Annotated in this window: 17 protein-coding genes; 2 read left to right on the forward strand and 15 right to left on the reverse strand. The window is 34.5% G+C overall.

Going from position 1 to position 19,634, the window contains the following annotated elements; all coding sequences use genetic code 11:
* Nucleotides 1-21 precede the first annotated feature (21 nt).
* The 12 genes from ACTQ5K_RS19885 to ACTQ5K_RS19940 all read right to left on the reverse strand — a co-directional run bounded on the left by ACTQ5K_RS19885 (nucleotide 22) and on the right by ACTQ5K_RS19940 (nucleotide 13,520).
* Nucleotides 22-1,083, reverse strand: a complete 1,062-nt coding sequence (locus ACTQ5K_RS19885) for a hydroxyacid dehydrogenase (protein ID WP_251629869.1) — start codon at nucleotides 1,081-1,083, stop codon at nucleotides 22-24.
* Between the two features lie 228 nt (nucleotides 1,084-1,311).
* Nucleotides 1,312-2,535, reverse strand: a complete 1,224-nt coding sequence (locus tag ACTQ5K_RS19890) for a Bcr/CflA family multidrug efflux MFS transporter (protein WP_251629867.1) — start codon at nucleotides 2,533-2,535, stop codon at nucleotides 1,312-1,314.
* A gap of 188 nt (nucleotides 2,536-2,723) precedes the next feature.
* Nucleotides 2,724-4,160 carry a DHA2 family efflux MFS transporter permease subunit gene (locus ACTQ5K_RS19895; protein WP_251629865.1) on the reverse strand — a complete coding sequence of 479 codons (1,437 nt, stop codon included), beginning with the start codon at nucleotides 4,158-4,160 and terminating at the stop codon, nucleotides 2,724-2,726.
* 30 nt (nucleotides 4,161-4,190) lie between these two features.
* Nucleotides 4,191-5,588 carry an amidase gene (locus tag ACTQ5K_RS19900; RefSeq protein WP_251629863.1) on the reverse strand — a complete coding sequence of 466 codons (1,398 nt, stop codon included), beginning with the start codon at nucleotides 5,586-5,588 and terminating at the stop codon, nucleotides 4,191-4,193.
* Nucleotides 5,589-5,667: 79 nt separating this feature from the next.
* Nucleotides 5,668-5,850 (reverse strand): hypothetical protein, encoded by a 183-nt coding sequence (locus tag ACTQ5K_RS19905; RefSeq protein WP_031537944.1) that lies wholly within the window; start codon nucleotides 5,848-5,850, stop codon nucleotides 5,668-5,670.
* Between the two features lie 32 nt (nucleotides 5,851-5,882).
* Nucleotides 5,883-6,509, reverse strand: a complete 627-nt coding sequence (locus ACTQ5K_RS19910) for a cysteine hydrolase family protein (RefSeq protein ID WP_031537945.1) — start codon at nucleotides 6,507-6,509, stop codon at nucleotides 5,883-5,885.
* A gap of 31 nt (nucleotides 6,510-6,540) precedes the next feature.
* Nucleotides 6,541-7,539, reverse strand: coding sequence for an ABC transporter ATP-binding protein (locus ACTQ5K_RS19915; RefSeq protein WP_251629861.1), 999 nt, complete (start codon nucleotides 7,537-7,539; stop codon nucleotides 6,541-6,543).
* Between the two features lie 5 nt (nucleotides 7,540-7,544).
* On the reverse strand, nucleotides 7,545-8,447 hold the full coding sequence (locus ACTQ5K_RS19920) for an ABC transporter permease (protein WP_031537947.1): 903 nt from the start codon (nucleotides 8,445-8,447) through the stop codon (nucleotides 7,545-7,547).
* Nucleotides 8,448-8,459: 12 nt separating this feature from the next.
* On the reverse strand, nucleotides 8,460-9,404 hold the full coding sequence (locus ACTQ5K_RS19925; protein WP_031537948.1) for an ABC transporter permease: 945 nt from the start codon (nucleotides 9,402-9,404) through the stop codon (nucleotides 8,460-8,462).
* Between the two features lie 42 nt (nucleotides 9,405-9,446).
* Entirely contained in the window at nucleotides 9,447-11,051 is a 1,605-nt protein-coding gene (locus ACTQ5K_RS19930; RefSeq protein ID WP_251629859.1) for an ABC transporter substrate-binding protein, read from the reverse strand.
* Between the two features lie 28 nt (nucleotides 11,052-11,079).
* The gene (locus tag ACTQ5K_RS19935) at nucleotides 11,080-12,069 is read right to left on the reverse strand and encodes an ABC transporter ATP-binding protein (protein ID WP_251629857.1); all 990 of its coding nucleotides are present in this window, start codon (nucleotides 12,067-12,069) and stop codon (nucleotides 11,080-11,082) included.
* A gap of 23 nt (nucleotides 12,070-12,092) precedes the next feature.
* Nucleotides 12,093-13,520 (reverse strand): amidase, encoded by a 1,428-nt coding sequence (locus ACTQ5K_RS19940; RefSeq protein ID WP_251629854.1) that lies wholly within the window; start codon nucleotides 13,518-13,520, stop codon nucleotides 12,093-12,095.
* Nucleotides 13,521-13,708: 188 nt separating this feature from the next.
* On the opposite strand from ACTQ5K_RS19940, the gene ACTQ5K_RS19945 reads away from it, so the two are divergent.
* Nucleotides 13,709-14,653: a LysR family transcriptional regulator gene (locus tag ACTQ5K_RS19945; protein ID WP_251629852.1), complete on the forward strand. Its 945-nt coding sequence runs from the start codon at nucleotides 13,709-13,711 to the stop codon at nucleotides 14,651-14,653.
* A 157-nt stretch (nucleotides 14,654-14,810) separates the two neighbouring features.
* On the opposite strand, the gene ACTQ5K_RS19950 is transcribed toward ACTQ5K_RS19945, so the two are convergent.
* Both ACTQ5K_RS19950 and ACTQ5K_RS19955 read right to left on the reverse strand, forming a co-directional pair.
* A complete protein-coding gene (locus tag ACTQ5K_RS19950) occupies nucleotides 14,811-15,770 on the reverse strand; it encodes a phosphoglycerate dehydrogenase (protein WP_251629850.1) in 960 nt (319 codons plus the stop codon).
* A 98-nt stretch (nucleotides 15,771-15,868) separates the two neighbouring features.
* Nucleotides 15,869-16,927: a pyridoxal phosphate-dependent aminotransferase gene (locus tag ACTQ5K_RS19955; RefSeq protein ID WP_441994219.1), complete on the reverse strand. Its 1,059-nt coding sequence runs from the start codon at nucleotides 16,925-16,927 to the stop codon at nucleotides 15,869-15,871.
* Nucleotides 16,928-17,618: 691 nt separating this feature from the next.
* On the opposite strand from ACTQ5K_RS19955, the gene ACTQ5K_RS19960 reads away from it, so the two are divergent.
* Complete coding sequence (locus ACTQ5K_RS19960) at nucleotides 17,619-18,083, forward strand: hypothetical protein (protein WP_031537955.1); 465 nt, start codon at nucleotides 17,619-17,621, stop codon at nucleotides 18,081-18,083.
* A gap of 119 nt (nucleotides 18,084-18,202) precedes the next feature.
* On the opposite strand, the gene ACTQ5K_RS19965 is transcribed toward ACTQ5K_RS19960, so the two are convergent.
* On the reverse strand, nucleotides 18,203-19,501 hold the full coding sequence (locus tag ACTQ5K_RS19965; RefSeq protein ID WP_269320383.1) for an MFS transporter: 1,299 nt from the start codon (nucleotides 19,499-19,501) through the stop codon (nucleotides 18,203-18,205).
* Nucleotides 19,502-19,634 lie beyond the last annotated feature (133 nt).

The following is a 19,634-nucleotide window of genomic DNA, read 5'->3' on the forward strand; positions in this document are numbered from 1 at the left end:
CACCAAATATATTAATTCATTCTACTCACTCCAACTATGTACAGTGTTAATACTTGTTGCACTTCCTTCGTTTTTCTTTCGATCTAGCTCCTGCAGTGCAACCTTCCCAAAAACACCCGGATTAGCAACAAACTCTGGCTCCTCTCCATTTAAGAAATTAATAACATTTTGTGCAACAGTAGTCGCCATAATATAATTACTTTCCCTTGTTGTTCCACCTACATGTGGGGTGAGTAGCACATTGGATAAGCTTAATAATTTGTTGTCTTTTGATATTGGCTCCGCTTCATAGACATCAAGGGCAGCTCCTGCGATTTTATTGGCTGATAAAATCGTGTATAAATCCTCTTGATTAATGACAGCCCCTCTTGCTGTGTTAATGATATATGCTGTTGGTTTCATCAAGGAAAATAACGCATTATCAATGGAATATTTCGTTTCTTCATTTAATGGAATATGTATAGATATAAAGTCAGACTCAGCAAATACTTTTTTGATATCGTCGGTAATTTCCACTTCTAGATCATTCGCTTTTTTCTGTTTAGTAGGACTAACCTCTCTTACCCAAGCTGATACCTTCATATCTAACCCATATACTAATCGTTTTGCTACCTCTTGTGCAATGCTCCCGAAACCTATTAGCCCTACTTTCTTCCCCTTTAATTCTTGGGTACTTATTCGATTCCTCGAATCAAAGTTTCCTTTTTCCATTTCTTTATGAAAGTTTAGAAGGGACTTACTTAATGCCATGATAAACATTACGGTATGCTCTGCAGTGGAAACTTTATTTACGGAAGGTGCATGCAATACTGGAATCCCTACCTTTGTAGCATATGCAACATCAATATTATCAAGCCCAACTCCTGCTCCAGAAATCACTTTTAAATGAGGATTAGCTTCAATTACTTCTTTTTCTATTCGTGCAGGCGCTCTTAAAACTACTGCATCCACCGCTTTAACTAATTCACATAAATTTTCCATACTATAATCATCTGTTCTTATAACCTCTGCCTTATTGTTTAAGATTTTCTCAGCTGCTTCATGATACATGGGTAATATTTGCAGCACTTTAGGTTTTGACATCCGTCATACCTCCTCATTATTAGCTGATTTATATTTCCTGTGAAATAATAAAGAAATTAGCTTTCCATGCATTTGGAGCTAGTGTTAACTCTATTTTCTTTTCTCGTTCATTTTATCAAACTATTTTGTCATTTATCGAAAAGAATCAGACAAATTTCTTCTTTCTCCAAAAAAAAACAGGCACTTTCTCATTCGAAAGTACCTGTTTTAAAGAAAAGATATATTTCATTAATTATGCGTAACATGCTTTGGTGTATTCACTTTTAAAGAAGCTTTTCGCACTAATACAAAGTAGGATAAGAAAGCTAATAAGCTTGATGCGAAGATGATAACTCCCATCGGTAGCGCTGTATATTCTCCGCCAATTCCTACTAATGGTGCAGTTAATGAACCTAGTAAAAATGGTAATAAGCCTAATAATGCAGATGCACTTCCTGCCATATGTCCCTTTGTTTCCATTGCTAAAGAGAAGGATGATGTACCAATTATACTGATAGAAGTGACGAATAGGAAAATCGGGATTGCAACAGCTAGTAATGGTGCATGTAATAAAATCGCAATTACTAACAAAATAGAAGCTGACATAGAAAGAACTAAACCACTTTTCAAGAAGGTTTTCTCCGAAAATCTAGATAATCGACCAACAATTTGTGTTCCAATAATTAAGCCAACCCCGTTTATTCCAAACAATAAACTAAAGACTTGAGGGGAAACACCATAAATATTTTGGTAAACAAAAGAAATACCAGATACATAGGCAAAGATTCCTGCTGTGGTAAAGCCTTGTGTAAATGCATAACCGGCAAATTCACGGTCTTTTAATAAGGAACCGAAATTCATGACTACTTGTTTCATATTGCTTGGTACACGTTTTTCAATTGGTAACGTTTCTTCTAGTTTAAAGGAAACGACTACAGTCAAAATGGCGCCAACACATGTTAAAACAAGAAAAACCACTTTCCAATTTGCAAAGGAAAGAATAGCCCCGCCGATAATTGGCGCCACAATTGGTCCAAGGTTTCCAATCAACATCAATGTAGCAAAAAACTTTGTTAGTTCTCTTCCACTATAAAGATCTCGAACAACAGCTCTTGAAATAACAAGACCACCTGCCGCTGCAAATCCTTGTATGAATCGTGAAACAATCAACATATAGATATTTGGCGCTACCGCACAGACTAATGAAGATAATAAATATAAACCGAGAAAAATAAGCAATGGTTTTCGACGGCCCTGTACATCACTCATTGGCCCAATAATTAACTGGCCTAAACCTAATCCTAATAAGCAAGTCGTTAAACTAACTTGCACAAGAGAGGCACTCGTGTGAAATTCCTCAACAATCGTTGGAAACGCAGGTAAATATGTATCGATTGTAAATGGACCTAATAGGGATAATGATCCCAACAGAAAAGCAATTTGTAGCCTTTTAGTATTGGATATTGTGTTCAATTTTCTATCGCCTTCCTACAATAAATTTTCTATATTCTTTCGAATATGAACCCAAAAAAATGCTTCTTTCAAAGAAGGAAGCATTTGTTGCTTTACATATTGTATTACGAATCCTGAAATATTTCACTACTTATGCACTTATTTTTTTAATATTTTGTGGGACAGGGGGTCAGACCCCCTGTCCCATCTTATCCTAATTTACGTAGCGACATATTATTTATTTTTTTGTTCTTATAGCTCATTTTTAAAGAGAATGGTATGAGCAGTAATATTATTATACTCATAATTAAAAAGGATTGTTGTATTGATAATATACCAGCTTCTTGTTCCGACATATGCTCCATATATATAATCCGCCTAGTTTCAAAAAACATAGAAAACAACACAATTGTTATCGCTCCAATAAGTTGTCTTATTACGTTATTCATTGACATTGCCCGAGATACTTGGAATTCAGGTAATGCATTTAATCCTGCTGTAGTAGCTGGTGTGTTTATAAACCCTATACCAAATCCCCTAATTATTAATAAGGTAATTAATAACATCTCACTAATATTACCAGCAGTTAGACCTAAAATGAAGGTTACACTTGATAACAGTAATATACCTAGTGGCAAAATAAATCTTACACCACTTCGATCTAATATTTTCCCACCTATCGTCATTGCTATGCCCATCACAATTCCTTGTGGAAATAAGATAAAACCTGTTGCCAGAGCGCTAAAATGGAGAACTTCTTGTAAAAGTAAAGGTAATAATAATACACCACTAAAAAGACTAGCCGTACAAACTGCTACAATGATGGTACTATTAGTAAAAATGGAATTTCTAAATATTCTCAAGTCGATTAAGGGAAACTTTGTATGTAATTCAGTATAGATAAATAATACAAATCCAATACATCCTACTAAAATTAGACATATAGTCAACCAATTATTTTCTGTAAAGCCATAAGGAATTCTATTAATCCCTAACGTTAAGCATACAATACCTAAGGTAATACATAAAAATCCCATCATATCAAACTTAAGCTTCTTTTTCTGCCACTTTTCTTTAATAAAGTAACTAGTTGAAAAGATGCAAATAATGCTTGTAGGAATATTCATTGCAAATAGCATTTTCCAAGAGCTATACTCTAAAATTAATCCCCCGATTGTTGGTCCTATAGCAGGTGCCATCATCGCTGCAACACCCCATATTCCTGTAGCAAATCCTCTTTCCTCTTTCGGAAAATAACTAAATAATATGGAAATGCTCAAGGGCATTACAAGACCGCCACCAATTCCCTGAACCACTCGAAACATAACTAATGATGGAAAGTCCCAAGCGATAGTTCCTAATAAGGATCCACATAAAAACAATAACATACCAAGTATATATACTAGCTTTCGAGTAAATAAATCAGCAATATACCCGGATAATGTCATTGTTACCATCATGGGTATCATAAAACCAACAATTACATTTTGTGCCTCCGTTGCATTAATATCAAACATATGCATAAAAGACGGAATAGAAATATTTAATATACTGTTATTTAATATTACACTGAATGAACCTAATAGCATGGCAATCAAAACGCCATGCTTAGTCTTTCTAGTTTCTACATTCGTTTCCTCATCCAAACTGCTCTTCCTTTCATTTGCTTGCTAGAATCACCCTTCCCAAAGTACTTCATTAGGCAGGACTTTATAATATTCTTCTTGTTGCTCAAATACTGAACCTATTGATAAAACTTCACCTTCAGAATAAGGAGAACCTATAATTTGAAGGCCAATTGGCAGATTTTCTTTTGAAAAACCACATGGCAATGACAAAGCAGGTAAACCTAAAATATTCGCAATAAAAGTAAATTTTCCACGCCAGAATGAAACCTCTTTTTCATATAATTCTATTTCAGGAGCTACATCAGGAAACGTTGGTGTCAAAATAACATCTACTTTATTAAATATCTCCTTAAATTCTTGCGATATCTTTTTTCTATACCTTTGTGCTTGAATATACGATTCAGCTGTATAGAATTGCCCTATTTCAAAAGCTGGTCTTAAATCAGGACCATAACCATCTGCTTTTCCCTCAAGATTATGCATATGAAAGGAGTACGCTTCAGAGGTTAAAATTGTATTATGTGCCTCTCTTAATCTATTCAAGTTAGGTATTTCTAAAGGTATAATTTCAGCACCATAATATTCAAAAGTTTTTAAGGCCTTTTTGAAAAAAATTGCTGTATCCTCATGGAGAGAATCAAAGATATACGAAACTGGAACTCCTAGCTTTTTCCCCTTTAAGCTTTCATTTTTATTAAATCCATTGATATTCCATTTTGAATGTTTATAGGATGATTCATCTTTTACATCATATCCTGAAATAGCTTCTAGAAGAATTGCGGCATCTTCACATGTTCTAGTTAAGGGACCAATATGATCTAATGTCCAAGATAGGGGAGTTACACCATGTCGGCTAACTCTACCATAAGTTGGTTTTAGACCAACAACACCACATAAACTGGCAGGCATGCGAATAGACCCACCTGTATCTGTCCCTATAGAGGCAAGCCCGAATCCAGCTTGAACCCCTGATCCAGAGCCAGAACTTGATCCGCCAGGTACTCTATTTAAATCCCAAGGGTTTTTCGTCCATCCATAGTGCGGATGTGGGCCCTTATAGGCAAATTCATGTAAATGAGCTTTCCCTATGATAACAACACCTGATTCTAGTAATTTTTTTGTTACTGTTGCATGAGTAGCTGGAATATATTCAGGATTAACTCTTGAGCCATTTGTCATTGGTATATTTGCATAAGCAATGATATCTTTTAGGGAAATAGGAATTCCATGTAATGGACCTTTGTAGTCCCCATTTATAATATCTTTTTCCGCATTTTCTGCTTGTTTCTCTGCAATGTCTGTCATTAAGGTAATAAAAGTATTTAGTTTACTTTCATATTTATTAATTCTTTTAAGCATATTTTTTAATAATTCTACAGGTGATAATTCTTTACTTTTTAACTGCTCACCAATACTTGCAATAGTCATTAATTGAACGGTTTCCATTTTCTAATTCCCTCTTTCTAAATGGATTCTATTAAAAAACTATGCTTTCCATTACATACTAATGGAAAGCATTTTCTTCTTACTCTGGAGAATACACAGGTGCTGGCTCTAAGGCTAATGGAAATTCTTTTGAAACTTCTCTAAGACCATCAAGTACAGGTTGTAATCCTATTGCGTAAACTTCTAATTGTTTTTCTAAGGCTGGATCAAACGTTCTACCATTTATTTCAACACTGATATTCTTTAATAATTCTAGATTCATTTATAACACGCTCCCTATTTTTAAATAGACTATTAAACCATTGATTTTAACTTAGACCAGTAATTAATTATTTCAGTTGTCTCCAATGCCATTCCAAAATTATTTTGAATATTAGCAAATGTAGCTTCATGTAATGCCGGAATATACCCAGCACTAGCATCCTTAACTACTGTTACATGGTAATCGAGCATAAATCCGTCTCTTGCTGTAGATTCCACACAAACATTAGTAGCAACCCCAGTTAAGATAATAGATTTGCAATTTAAATTTCGTAAAATCATATCTAAATCTGTCCCTATGAATCCACTATACCGATGCTTTTCTACAATGATATCCTCTTCTCTTGGAGAGACTTTATAAAATTCTGTTCCCCAGGATCCCTTTTTGCAAATATCTAATGGGTCCGTATATCCTGCTGGTCTTGGACGATTAGTCCATGCATCTGATATCGTATGTTCATCTTGTGTCATTTGAATAAAAACAATGGGGATATTTATTTCTCTCGCATTCTCCATTAATAATTCTACCTGTGGAATAATTTCTTGAGCTCCCGTTACATCACGCCCCATTTTAGAACAGGCACCTTCTTCATGACAAAAATCATTTTGAATATCTACTAAAATTAGCACCGTTTCATTTGGATTTAGATATTGCTTCATAATTAATCCTCCTTATTATCTTTATTTCTACTTAAAGTAGTACTTTTTCTCTCGAGCTGCTTTCATATAAAATACATGATACTTTTTGTCCTGTTCTTATTTCTATTTCTGGTGGGTACATGTTTGAACATTGTTCAATCGCATGAGGACATCTTGTTCTAAATCTGCAACCCGATGGTGGATTCATCGGACTTGGTAACTCTCCTGTAATAGGTGAATTATTTAATGTAGACACTCCTACTTCCATAGATGGAACAGAATTTAATAATGCTCTTGTATAAGGATGATTTGGTGTTTCATATATTTGATTAGCAATACCTTTTTCTACTACTTTCCCTAAATACATGACCATTACTTCATCACTTATATATTCCACTACATTTAAATCATGTGAAATAAACACTAAAGATAAAGAAAATTCAGTCTTTAATTCTTGCAACAAATTCAGTACTTGTGCTTGTACAGACTTATCTAAAGCCGAAACCGCCTCATCTGCAATAATAATTTCTGGCTCTAAAACCAGAGCTCTTGCAATAGCTACACGTTGCCTTTGCCCACCACTTAAACTACTCGGATATCGCGTTGCGTATGATCTCGGTAATCCAACTGCCTCTAGATAATAATTTGCTTTTTTTCTCGCTTCCTGCTTAGAGACTCCATTTTCCCATAAACTAAATGCAACATTATCTATTATTGTTAACTTCGGATTTATGGAGGAATAAGGATTTTGAAACACCATTTGTATTTTTTTTCGAACACTTTGTAACTCCGCTCCAGATAAAGTCAGGATATCTTTTCCTCTAAAAAGGACTTTGCCTTGATCTGGTTCTATAAGCCGCATTATTAATCTAGCCAATGTTGATTTTCCACAACCCGATTCTCCTACTATTCCAATTGTTGATTGTTCTTTTAAGGAAAACGATACATCATGTACTGCTGATACAGCTCCCTTAGTCTTACCTAACCACCCCTTAATTGGAAATGTTTTCTTAAGTTCCACTGCTTCAAGTATTACTCCCAATATTCTCACCTCTATTATTCTTTGATTTCTAATGCATCCCTCAATCCATCTGACACTAAATTAATTGCTAAGGCCGTAATAAAAATAAATAACCCTGGGATGATAGTTAGTAGGGGATTTATAAATATTTGTTGTTTCAAATTATTTAACATAATTCCCCATTCAGGATTTGGTGGAGATACACCCAAACCTAAGAAACTTAGACCGGACGCAAGAACAAGACTTATACTAATCTGTGTTGTACAATACACAAATAATCTACTGAATACATTCATAATGATGTGATAACGGATTATGGAGAAATTTCTTGCTCCACTTGATTTTGCAGCTTCTATAAATTCTTCTTCCCTCACCCCCTTTACTGCTGATTCTGCTATTCTAGCTACTGGGGGAATAAAAACGATAGAAATAGCAATAATTATATTATTTATTCCTTGTCCTAGTGCGGCAGAAATACCAATTGCTAGCAATATAGCCGGAAAAGCATAAAATATATCGAGTGTTCGCATAATGATGGTATTTAAAACGCCCCCAAAGTATCCTGCTACAATACCGAGAAAACTACCAATGAAACCAGCAATTAGTACAGGAACAATACCAGCTAGCAAACTAAGCCTTCCTCCATATAGGATTCTCGTTAACATATCTCTTCCTTGTTCATCTGTTCCTAAAATATGACCTTCTGAACCTATCACTAGCAATCTATCCGTAATCTCTCCTTCAAGAGGATCATATTGTGCTATTAATGGAGCTAAAAGGCAGGAAAAAATTATAATCAGTAAAACTATAAATGAAACAAAAGCAATACGATTCTTACAAAAAACCCTTATTACTTTTTTTGTTGTAGAATCCTCTTTTTCTTTTCTCGTTAAAATTGTTGTAGCAGTATTAATACGTTCAGTATTTTCTGTTATCATTTTTCTCCCTCCTTATGCTTGGCGTATTCTTGGATCAACAACAGCATGTAAAATATCAACGATAAGATTGATTAATACAAATAAAATACTTATTACTAGTACTCCTGCCTGAATAATAGGAAAATCCCTTTGACTTATCCCTTGATAGATTAACTGTCCTACTCCTGGCCAGGAAAATACTGTTTCAACCAATACAGACCCACCTATCAAATACCCTACTTGTAATCCTGCTACAGTTAAAATCGTTGGCGTACAATTTTTCAATACATGCATTAAGATAATAAAAGAACCTGCTCCTTTTGCTTGTAAAGTAATGATAAAATCCTTTTGCAAGAGATCTACTACTGAACTTCTAATCATTCTTGTCATTACTCCTAAAGTAGTCATTCCTACTGCTATGGCAGGTAGTATTAAATGAGTGATTGTATCACTTATGCCTCCCCCTCCAATACCTTTCATTCCTGCTGAAGGGAGCCAACCCAACATAACAGAAAAAATTCCTATTAAAATAAGTGCTGCCCAAAAGTTTGGAATACTTACACCTGTAAGACCAATAATATTTCCGAGAGAAGCTATCCATGATTTAGGATGATAAGCACTATAAACTCCAATTATCAAACTCAAACTGAAAGCAAAAACTGCTGCTCCAAAGGCTAATATAAAGGTATTCCCCAATGCATCAAATAATAAATCATTAACCGCTAACTGTTTAATAATAGACCTCCCGAAATCTCCTTGTAGGGTATTACCTATCCAACTAAAATACTGAACGACCAAAGACTTATCTAACCCTAGTTCTTGTTCAATTCTCTGACGGTCCTCTTCAGTTGCATCAGGTGAAAGTAACGAGTTTACAGGATCTCCTGGAACTATTTGTAGCATTAGAAATACAATAACAGTAACACCTAATAAAGTAGGAATCATGAGCAAGCATCTTTTCAGAATAAAACCAGCCATCTATTCACCTTCTTTTTATTATCTTTATAAATGTATCTTCAGTTATTCAATAGAAATAGTTTTTAAATCTGCAAACCATGATTGTGGTTGCACAAATCCTTTTACATTTTCTGATAACACTCTTAAATTTAGATCATGTACAACAAATATCCAAGGTGCATCATCAGCGACTATCTTTCCAGCTTCTTTTAAGTATTGATCCCTTTCAACTGTATCAAAGGTTTCACGAGCTTTCTGAATAACTTCATCTAATTCTTCATTCGAATATTCCATAATATTTGATCCATTTGGTATAAATGAACTTGTTGCAAAATAGCGGTCAAATACCCAAGGAGCAATTGGTGCTAAGGAAATATTATAAGCCCCTACTTCTCTATCATCTGGGAATCCAGCACGATACTCTGTAATTAATGTCTGCCACTCAATCGCTTCAATTTCCACATTAATTCCTACTTCTTTAAGATTTTTTTGAACAAATTCATTCATTTCTAATGGCCACATATTACCAGAACCACTAGTTGGTACAACAAAAGTTGTATCAAAACCATTAGGATATCCTGCTTCTTTTAGCAGTTCTTTTGCTTTTTCTGGATCATAAGTATATTGTGTAGCTTCTTCGTTATACCAAGGATGCCCCTCGTATAAAACTTGGGTAGCAGGTTTAGCAACACCATTTAATAAAGAGTTTGCTAAAGCATCGCGATCAATAGCATAATTTGCTGCTTGTCTCACCCTTACATCATTCCATGGTTCTTCTTTCAGATTTAACAAATATGGCCAAATGTGTGGATAGTCATTTAATAAAACTTGGAATCCCGATGACTTTAATTGGTCTATAGATTCTGTTGGAGGTATTTCTGCCCAGTTTACTTGGCCTGATTGTAATCCTGCTAATCTAGAAGAAGCATCTGGCATCGGCTTTAAGATAACTTGATCTACTTTCGGTATCTCACCCCAATAGGATTCATTTTTTTCCATCACCAACTCTTCCCCTTGACTCATGCTTACGAATTTAAATGGACCAGTCCCAGATGGGTGACTTACATAATCTTCCCCATATTCTTTTACTGCTTCCGTGCTAGGAATTAAAATAAACGTTAAATCATAGGGTAAAAAACTGTAGGGTTCCGTTGTTTTAATTTGAAAAGTATAATCATCAATTTTTTCGTAACTTTCTACATACTTTAAATAAGATAAAACTCCACCAGCAACACTTGAATTATAAAACTCTGAATCTGGATTACTTATTCTATCAAAGGCAAACACAACAGAATCAGCATTAAACGGGCTTCCATCATGGAATGTTACATTCTCACGTAAATGAAAAGTCCAAATAGTAGGATCCTCTTCAGATGTTTCCCATGACTCTGCTAATCCTGCAGTTATGTCTGCTGGTTGTTCACCTTGTGTTAAATCCCAACCTACTAAACCATCATATAGTTGGTGACCAACAAAACGATAACCTTCATACCCTTCCGTAGGTGTAGTATCAGGGCTTGGTATATTAGAAGCAGACATTGCAATTACTAAGCTTTGAGTTTCATTAGAACTTGTTGATTTATTCCCATTACATGCTGTTAAAATTACTACTGCAATCATTACCAGTAAGATACATCTAAAGTATGATTTAGTATTATTAGGCCTCATATGATTTCCCCTTTATTGTTTGAATCAGTTAAACATGTACGATTTCTTTCGGTAACCCAGTATTTTCATATAATAAACAAGCGACTTCACTATCATTCGGCAATTTTTTCAAGTTTGGATTTAATGTTCTACAGAAATCCATTACATTAGGGCATCTATCAGCAAAAGCACATCCCTTAGGCATATTTGTTATTAATGGTGGCTTTCCATGAATAGCTGTTAGTGTACCTTTCTGACCTTGCCTAGGAGTTGCTGCAATTAATCCTTTCGTGTACGGATGGTTGGGTCTAGAAATCACTTGTTTCGCTTTTCCATACTCTACGATTTTGCCAGCATACATAACTGCTATATCATCAGCCATCTCTGCAGCTACACCGATATCATGTGTTACTAATACAATTGACATCCCATATTCAGCTTGTATTTGTTTAAAAAGGTTAAGGATTTGTGCTTGAATCGTTACATCCAAAGCAGTAGTTGGCTCATCTGCTAGTAATATTTCTGGCTGACAAGATAGAGCCATCGAAATAACAGCACGTTGTCTCATACCTCCACTCATTTCATGTGGATATGCTTTTACTCGTTGTTCTGGAGAAGGAATTCCTACTTTTCGGAAAAGCTCTATAACTTGTGCTTTCGCTTCACTTCGCTTTATTTTTTGGTGAGATAGAATAGTTTCTTCTATTTGCTTTCCTACTTTGTAAAGCGGATCAAACGCTGACAGAGAATCTTGAAAGATCATTGCTATTCTATTTCCTCTTATAGATTGAATGTCTTTTCTAGTCTTTTTTAACAAATCTTCCCCCTGATATTTAATGGAACCTTCTATAACTGCTCCAGGAGGAGTTAAGCGTAAGATGGAACGCAATGTTACACTTTTACCGGAACCAGATTCACCAAGTATTACCAGAGTCTTCCCTCTCTCAACAGAGAGGTTGACTCCTCTAACGGCAGGTACTAGACCCTCCTTGGTAGCAAAATTAGTAACTAACTGCTCCATTTCTAACACCTTTTCCATTATAAAATCGCTCCTTCCAATTTTTAAACGACTACTCCTCTATCAGATTTAGCAACTTCATATGCTTTCTCAAATGAATTGGCTGCTCTGAACACCAATAACTCTTCAAATGGTCGACCTTGTAATTGTAATCCTATTGGTAATCCTGATTCTGTAAAACCACACGGAACAGAGATTGATGGGTAACCATTAAAGTTACTTGGAGAAGTTCTAGCAAGTACTCCTAAATCTCTTGGATTTATTTCTTTGTTTCCAAAAGTAATCGTTTCACAATTAATTGGAAATGCTGGAATAGCAGTAGTTGGTGCGAGTAGTAAATCAATAGTTTTATATACTTCATTCCAATTCTCTTTCGTTTTTTGTCTTAATCTTTGTGCCTGTATGTAAGCCCACGCTGGAGTGTATTGTCCCATTTCTAATCTAGTACGTATATTTGTACCATATTCTTCATATCGTTCCTTTAAGAAACTAGAATGATAACTATATGCTTCAGCTGTAGTAAGGATACTTTGAAGTTGAACTGACTCAGATAAAAACGGAAGTTCTACTTTTACAATGGTTGCCCCCATTTTTTTAAATAATGCTATGGATTCACGAACATTCTTATCTACTTCTGGATCTAAATTTTCAAAATAATATTCTTCGCAAATTCCAATTGTTACACCTTCTAAGGAAAGGTTATCTTCTGTAAATGCTTCAAAGTAATTTGGAACTTCTTTTTTTGATGAACTAGCATCCTTTGAATCATAACCAGCCATTACAGAAAGAACGGCAGCAGTATCCCATGTTGTTTTTGCCAAAGGACCTGCATGATCGAGAGACGAACTTAACGGTAATACTCCATTCCTACTTACTCTCCCATAAGTTGCTTTGATTCCAACTACTCCACATAACGCTGCTGGTATCCTAATGGAACCACCTGTATCTGTACCTAATGAGAAAATAGAACTTGATGCTGCTACAGTTGCTCCTGACCCACCACTAGATCCACCAGGAATCATGGCCGGATTCCACGGGTTACCAGTTGGCCCAAAATGTTCATTTTCATTCGTTCCTCCGTAAGCAAACTCATGTAAATTATTTTTACCTACCAAGATAGCTCCTGCGTTATTCAATTTTGATACAGAGGTCGCATCAAAATCTGGTACATAATTTGAAAGGATTTTAGAGCCAGCTGTTGTTTTAACTCCTTTGGTTGTATACAAATCTTTGGCTGAATATGGTATACCATGCAGTACTCCTTTATAATTTCCTTTTAATATTTCCTTTTCTGCAATTTTGGCTTTTTCTTTTGCACTATCCTCTAAAACGGTAATAAAAGCATTAATATTAGGCTCTGTTATCTCAATTCTCTCGATGCATTGATTGACTAACTCAACTGGCGATACCTCCTTATTCCTAATTAAAGGGGCTAACTCCTGAATTGTTTTTTTCATTAGATTTTCTTTCATTACATTCCCTCCGTTTTTAGAATATTCTGTTTCTTGTAATTACTATAATAAATTTTATGGTAATAGTGGTAATAGAAAAAAACTATGGATAACAATATTGAAAAATACTAAATTTTCTGATAAGTTATATGATAAGTATGCATAAATATACAAAAATACAATTTAATATTAATGAGAGGTGAAATGGATTGGATTTAAATTCGCTAGATTCTTTTATAACTATTGTTAGAGAAAAAAGCATTACAAAAGCATCTCATATGCTTCATATCACCCAGCCAGCTTTAACTTCAAAATTAAAAAAATTAGAAACTGAGGTAGGGGTCCAACTAGTTGAGAGAAGTAAAAAAGGAGTGGAGCTTACCATACCTGGAACCTCCTTTTTAGTAAAAGCTCTCAAGATGGTTCGGGAGTTTGATTCAGGAAATATACTCGATCAAGACGGTGATTTTTTTCATTCTACGACTTTAAATAAAAATCTAAAAATAGGTATAACGAGACCACTTGCTACTTCCCTTTTGCCTGATATATTATCTAGTATTAATGAATTTGACCCAAACCTAAAATGCAATATCACTTCAGAATTAACAGATTTAGTATTGGATCTAGTCTTATTTGGCGAATTACATTTTGGAATTGTTTGTTATTGTAAGCCACAAGAAGAGCTTGAATTTATTCCTATTTATAAGGATGATATTGTCTTAATTGGTCCCAAAAGTGATTCAAATCCATTAGATAAAAAAAAATTAGTAAATAAACCTTTTATTCTTTTTAATAAATCTTTACCACTCAGACACGATGCAAATGAAATCCTACTAAATATGTTAGGTGAAATTCCTGAAAATATTCAAGAAGTAAATGATACCTATGCACTTATCAGCATGATTTCAAGTGGTCTAGGTTATAGTTTTCTCCCTTTATCCTTCATCTTAGATTTTGTTCAATTAAGAAATTTCAACAAAACAGATTCTTATGACATGCTTCCTTTCAAAATTACCAATCTAGGAAAATATTCACCACCAAGATATATACATATTGTTTATGCTAAAAATAGAAGTACTAATTTACCAATAGAAAGATTAGCCGAATATATCAAATCCTCTAGGGATAGACAGAAGAATATGTATATATCATAATAGTTATTGCTTTGTTCTCTAACAACATTAGAGAAAGATTTGCAGCTACCACAAACATAATTGCATTACGTCTTTGCTTATAAAACTCTATAAAAAAATAACAAATAGCCCTCCGTCTTAAGATGGAGGGGCTGATTTAAAATCATATAAAAGAAAGTTACGTTTTTTGCTTCGGAACCACAACAAATTCAAGCTCTTCCTTAAGAACAAATTTCTTTATATTAGCTATAGATAAGTCACCTACTCTTTTTATAGATTCAAAGGTGGCTCCTCCAATATGCGGGGTCGCAACAATCTCCTTTCTTCCCGGTAAATCATTAATAGGTGGCTCTACCTCAAATACGTCTAATGCTGCACCTTTAATTCTTTTCTCCTCAAGCGCCTTGACTAAATCTATTTCGTTCACTAATGGACCCCGAGATATATTGATGATGTAAGCAGTTGCTTTCATTAAACTTAATGTTTCACTATTAATCAAATGCCTATTTTTATCGTTTAAAGAAGTGGCAATAATAAGATAGTCAGCCGTTTTAAACAATTCTTCTTTATCTACAAATGTTATATTTAATGGGTCAGCTATCGTTTGATTTGGATAGTTCGTGTATACTATTGTTTCCATATCAAACCCGATTGCACGTTTTGCGATTGCCTTCGCAATGGACCCAAAGCCTATGATACCTAGCTTCTTCTGATAAATTTCATTGCCCATTGACAATTCCCAGTTTCCTGATTTTATCTCTTGATCTTTTTTAGGAATATTTCTTGCAGCTGATAACATCAAACCGAACGCAAGATCAGCGACTGATTGGGCATTTACACCAGGAGCATTTGTTACTAAAATTCCTTTTTCATAGGCATAATCGACATCAATATTGTCATAGCCAGCTCCATATTTTATAATGTATTTTAAATTCGGGGCAGCTTCTATTACTTCGCTATCAATTTTTACTACTGCAACAATAATAATATCTACATCTTTAACTTCCTTTTTCAATTCCTCTTTCCCAATTCCATGATCGGTATATAATAGTTTCACTTCACCTAGTTGCTTTGCATCTTCTATAAATTTAGGATTTGCTTCATAGAAAGCATCTCTTAACATGATTAAAAGCTTCAAGTTTTTGACCTCCAGATAAACATTTAGTATCTCCTAGTAGTTATTGCGATTGTATTATGATTTGAATTTCACATTTCGAAATCTAATGATCTACATAACTAGCCTTTTACTGTTAATTTTTTCAGCGCTTCTCCTAGTCGATCCATTGCCTCATCGATTTGCTTATACTCCGTTGAATAGGCCATGCGGAGATAACCCTCTCCATAGTTTCCAAACGCAGATCCAGGAACACAAGCAATCTGTGCTTCTCTTAAAAGAAAGGTCGCCAATTCCTTTGACGTCATGCCAATCCCCTTGAAAGAAGGGAAAACATAAAAGGCTCCTTTAGGAACAACACAACTAACATAATCTAATTCCTGTAATCTATTAACTAATAATTGACGTCGTTTATCAAACTCTTGAACCATTTTAAAAACAGGTTCCTGAGTCCCCAAATAGGCAGCAACCGCGCCATATTGTGCAAACGAAGTAGCGCTAGAAGTATTATATTGATGCACTTTCATAATTGGTTTCATCAGCTTTTCAGGACCAGCTGCATAGCCTAATCTCCAGCCATCCATCGCATATGCCTTGGAAAAGCCGTTTATCGTAATTGTCCGCTCAAACATACCTGGCAATGTAGCAATGCTTATATGTTCTGCATCTTCATAAATTAATTTTTCATAGATTTCATCGGATAAGACTAATAGATTATGATTAATCGCAATGTCAGCCAATTCTTTTAAATAAGCCTCTGGCAATACTGCCCCTGTTGGATTATGAGGAGAATTTAAAAGAATCATTTTCGTTTTACTTGTTATCCTAGCTCTTACATCCTCTGGATTAAGTATAAAGTCCTCCTCTTCCCGTAAAGGAATCGACACGGATACCCCTCCAGCAAGCTCGACGATATATTGATATTCAAGCCAGGCAGGATCAGGAATCAACACTTCATCACCAGGATTAATAAATGCAAGAATCATGCTGACAATGGCTTCTTTACACCCAACCGAAACAACTATTTCTTTATTAGGATCAACATGTATCTTATTTTCCCTTTTTAGCTTGACTGCAATTGCTTCTCTCAATTCTTGAATACCGTTATTTGCTGTATAATGAACAAATCCCTCTTGCAATGCGGCATTTGGCAGCTTCTTTAATATGTATTGGGGGATCAAAATCTGGTCTTCCTATTTCCATATGTGTAATATTTATCCCACTTTTTTGCATCGCATTTGCTTCATCAAAAATTTCTCTAATACTTGAAAAAGGAATATTGGTTAAACGGTTAGCTACAGACCTGATAAGTTCCTCCATACGGTTTTAAATTTAGCTATTGATTTGATGGTTTTAAACAGATAGTCTAAAAACTATTACTCTATTGATGAGCCTCACTATTGGTTACATTCCTTTTCATATTAACTGGAAAGATACTAGGTTCTGACCAATGTAACGATTACCTAAAATATTCTGTTATCTGTTTTATCCAAGATGTTAATTTATAAGGTATTTAATTCTTGGTTGTTTTTTTATACAAACCATAACTTTATATGGGTTATAATATCCCTCTATTTACTGCTTGTAAATGTTATTTTTTTATTTTTTTAAAATTCCAACTACAATACTCAACCAAATTTCATTTATTTATATAGAATCTTGAAATGTTATTCTCTATTACTATTTATGAAATTAACAGCAATTAATCTCGTATCCATTCGGGATATCTCCCCATTTAGTAATCACCTATTCGCTTTCTTTTCTACATGTTATGAATTCTTGACAAGTGAAAAACAATATTAAGTATTTTTTGATGATGTTTGGATATTTTAATAAGGATACAAAACAATTCTAGTTGAGGTGAATTTCGTAATGGCAACAAATAGGCATAAGCTTTTTAATTTCTTTATCATTTTGATGCCGTGGTTATCTTTATTGTTTATAGGAAAGCGCAGTATGAATCGCTACTCCATTGCCGGTGCTTTTATTGTATTGTTTGAAATTATTAATCACCTCTATGGACATAAGAAAAAATGGTGGAAATTTTACGACAAACGTAGATCCTTTGTAAGGGATGAGCTTCCCTTTGATATTGGCCCTTATATGCCTATGTCTTTGTGGATACTAAAATATTCATACGGGAATCTAAAAAAATATGCTCTTATGAATGCTATTGCCAATGGGATATTTACTTTTATCGGTATGCCTATTCTAAAAAAAATGAAAATTATTCGACTCTATCGCTTAAATTATTTGCAATTTTTTATCTACATACACTATAAACCGTATGTATTATACGGATTTCAGTATTTGTATGAAAAAATAAAAAACAAATAACAATATGTATTTCTCCCTTCACTTTTAAAGTACTTGGAATTAATATTTAAATAAAGGAAAGGGAAATCTCTAAATTAGGATTTCCCTTTCCTTTACTAACATATAAACAGTTTAAATTACTATTTACTTCTTCTTGCTAAAAGCTCTCTTTCGACTTGTGGATAGATTTTATCTAATTTATAGAATAATAGTAAGATGGATTGTAAAACATAGGTTGCCAGTGGCAGGTAAAGGAAAAGAGCATTAATCCCAAGTAACGCTTCATCTGGCTGAACTGCTGCTCCACCAATATATCCCGTCCATCCTAATACCCATCCTACTAAAGCTGCTCCGAAGCCAACACCTATTTTCTGTCCCATACTGCCGGCGCTATAGACCAAGCCTTCATTTCTAACCCCCGTTTTATATTCCCCATATTCAATCGTGTCAGGCAAAAACGCCCATAAAGCACCTGTAAACGGCGATTTTCCTAATCCTCTTATGATTTGCCCAATTATTACGAAATAGATATTGGTAATATCAATCATGATAATCAATGTACCAATTATGGAAATAACTGAACCAGCTAATACTACATTTCTTTTCCCAAATCGCTTAAATAGAGGTGGCATAAAGAAGAAGCCAACAATAACCGGAATAGTAATGGCCATTGTTAATATACCTGTTAAAGTTTGATTATCAAGTAAATATTGGGCGTAATAAATGGTACTTCCTTGCCATAGCGCAGTTCCCATGCTGTAAATAATAAAGAAACCGAATATCATCGCCCAATATTTATTTTTTAATAACGCTTTCAAACTAACTTTTAATGGTATCTTTGCCTCTGTTTTTTCTTGTGTGATTTGTACTCGTTCTTTAGTTGCTTTAAAGGTATATAAAAACAAACAAATAGCGACTATCCCATACACAATATATGTCATAATCCATCCAGTTTGTGTCCCACCAAAGAGGTCAACCAATGGAAGTGTCAAACTACTAACAAGAATAACCCCTATTTGAGCAAGGAACATTCTAAAAATATTTAAGAGAGAACGCTGATGCTGATCTTGGGTTATCAATGAATTTAGTGTTCCATACGGAATAACTACTGCCGTAAAGGCTAATGTCAGTATATTATATGTGATAAACGCATAAATAATTTTCCCTGTATCACTAACATCCGGCACCGTAAATAACAAAACAGTCAAAGCGGCAAATGGTACACACATCCACAGAATCCATGGTCGTGCTTTACCATGTTTGGATTTGGTTCGATCCACTACTATTCCCATTGCAACATCTGAAATCCCATCTAAAAAACGGGAAACAAGCATTATCGTACCTACAACAGCAGCTGAAATACCCACTACGTCTGTATAGAAAAAAACAATAAACATTCCCATCGATGCCCATACAAAATTGACAGCTAAATCGCCGATTGAGTCAAGTTTTTGTGGGAGTTTTTTTTAGCTCCCTTTTTATAAAATAAAACTTTTAATTTTGTATCCGCTTTCTAAACATTTTCTTTCATCAAAATTTCGTTTTTTTCTTTTTTTAAAAACCTTTTAATCC

It is taken from the genome of Niallia sp. Sow4_A1, assembly GCF_052116745.1.
Lineage (GTDB): Bacteria > Bacillota > Bacilli > Bacillales > Cytobacillaceae > Niallia > Niallia hominis.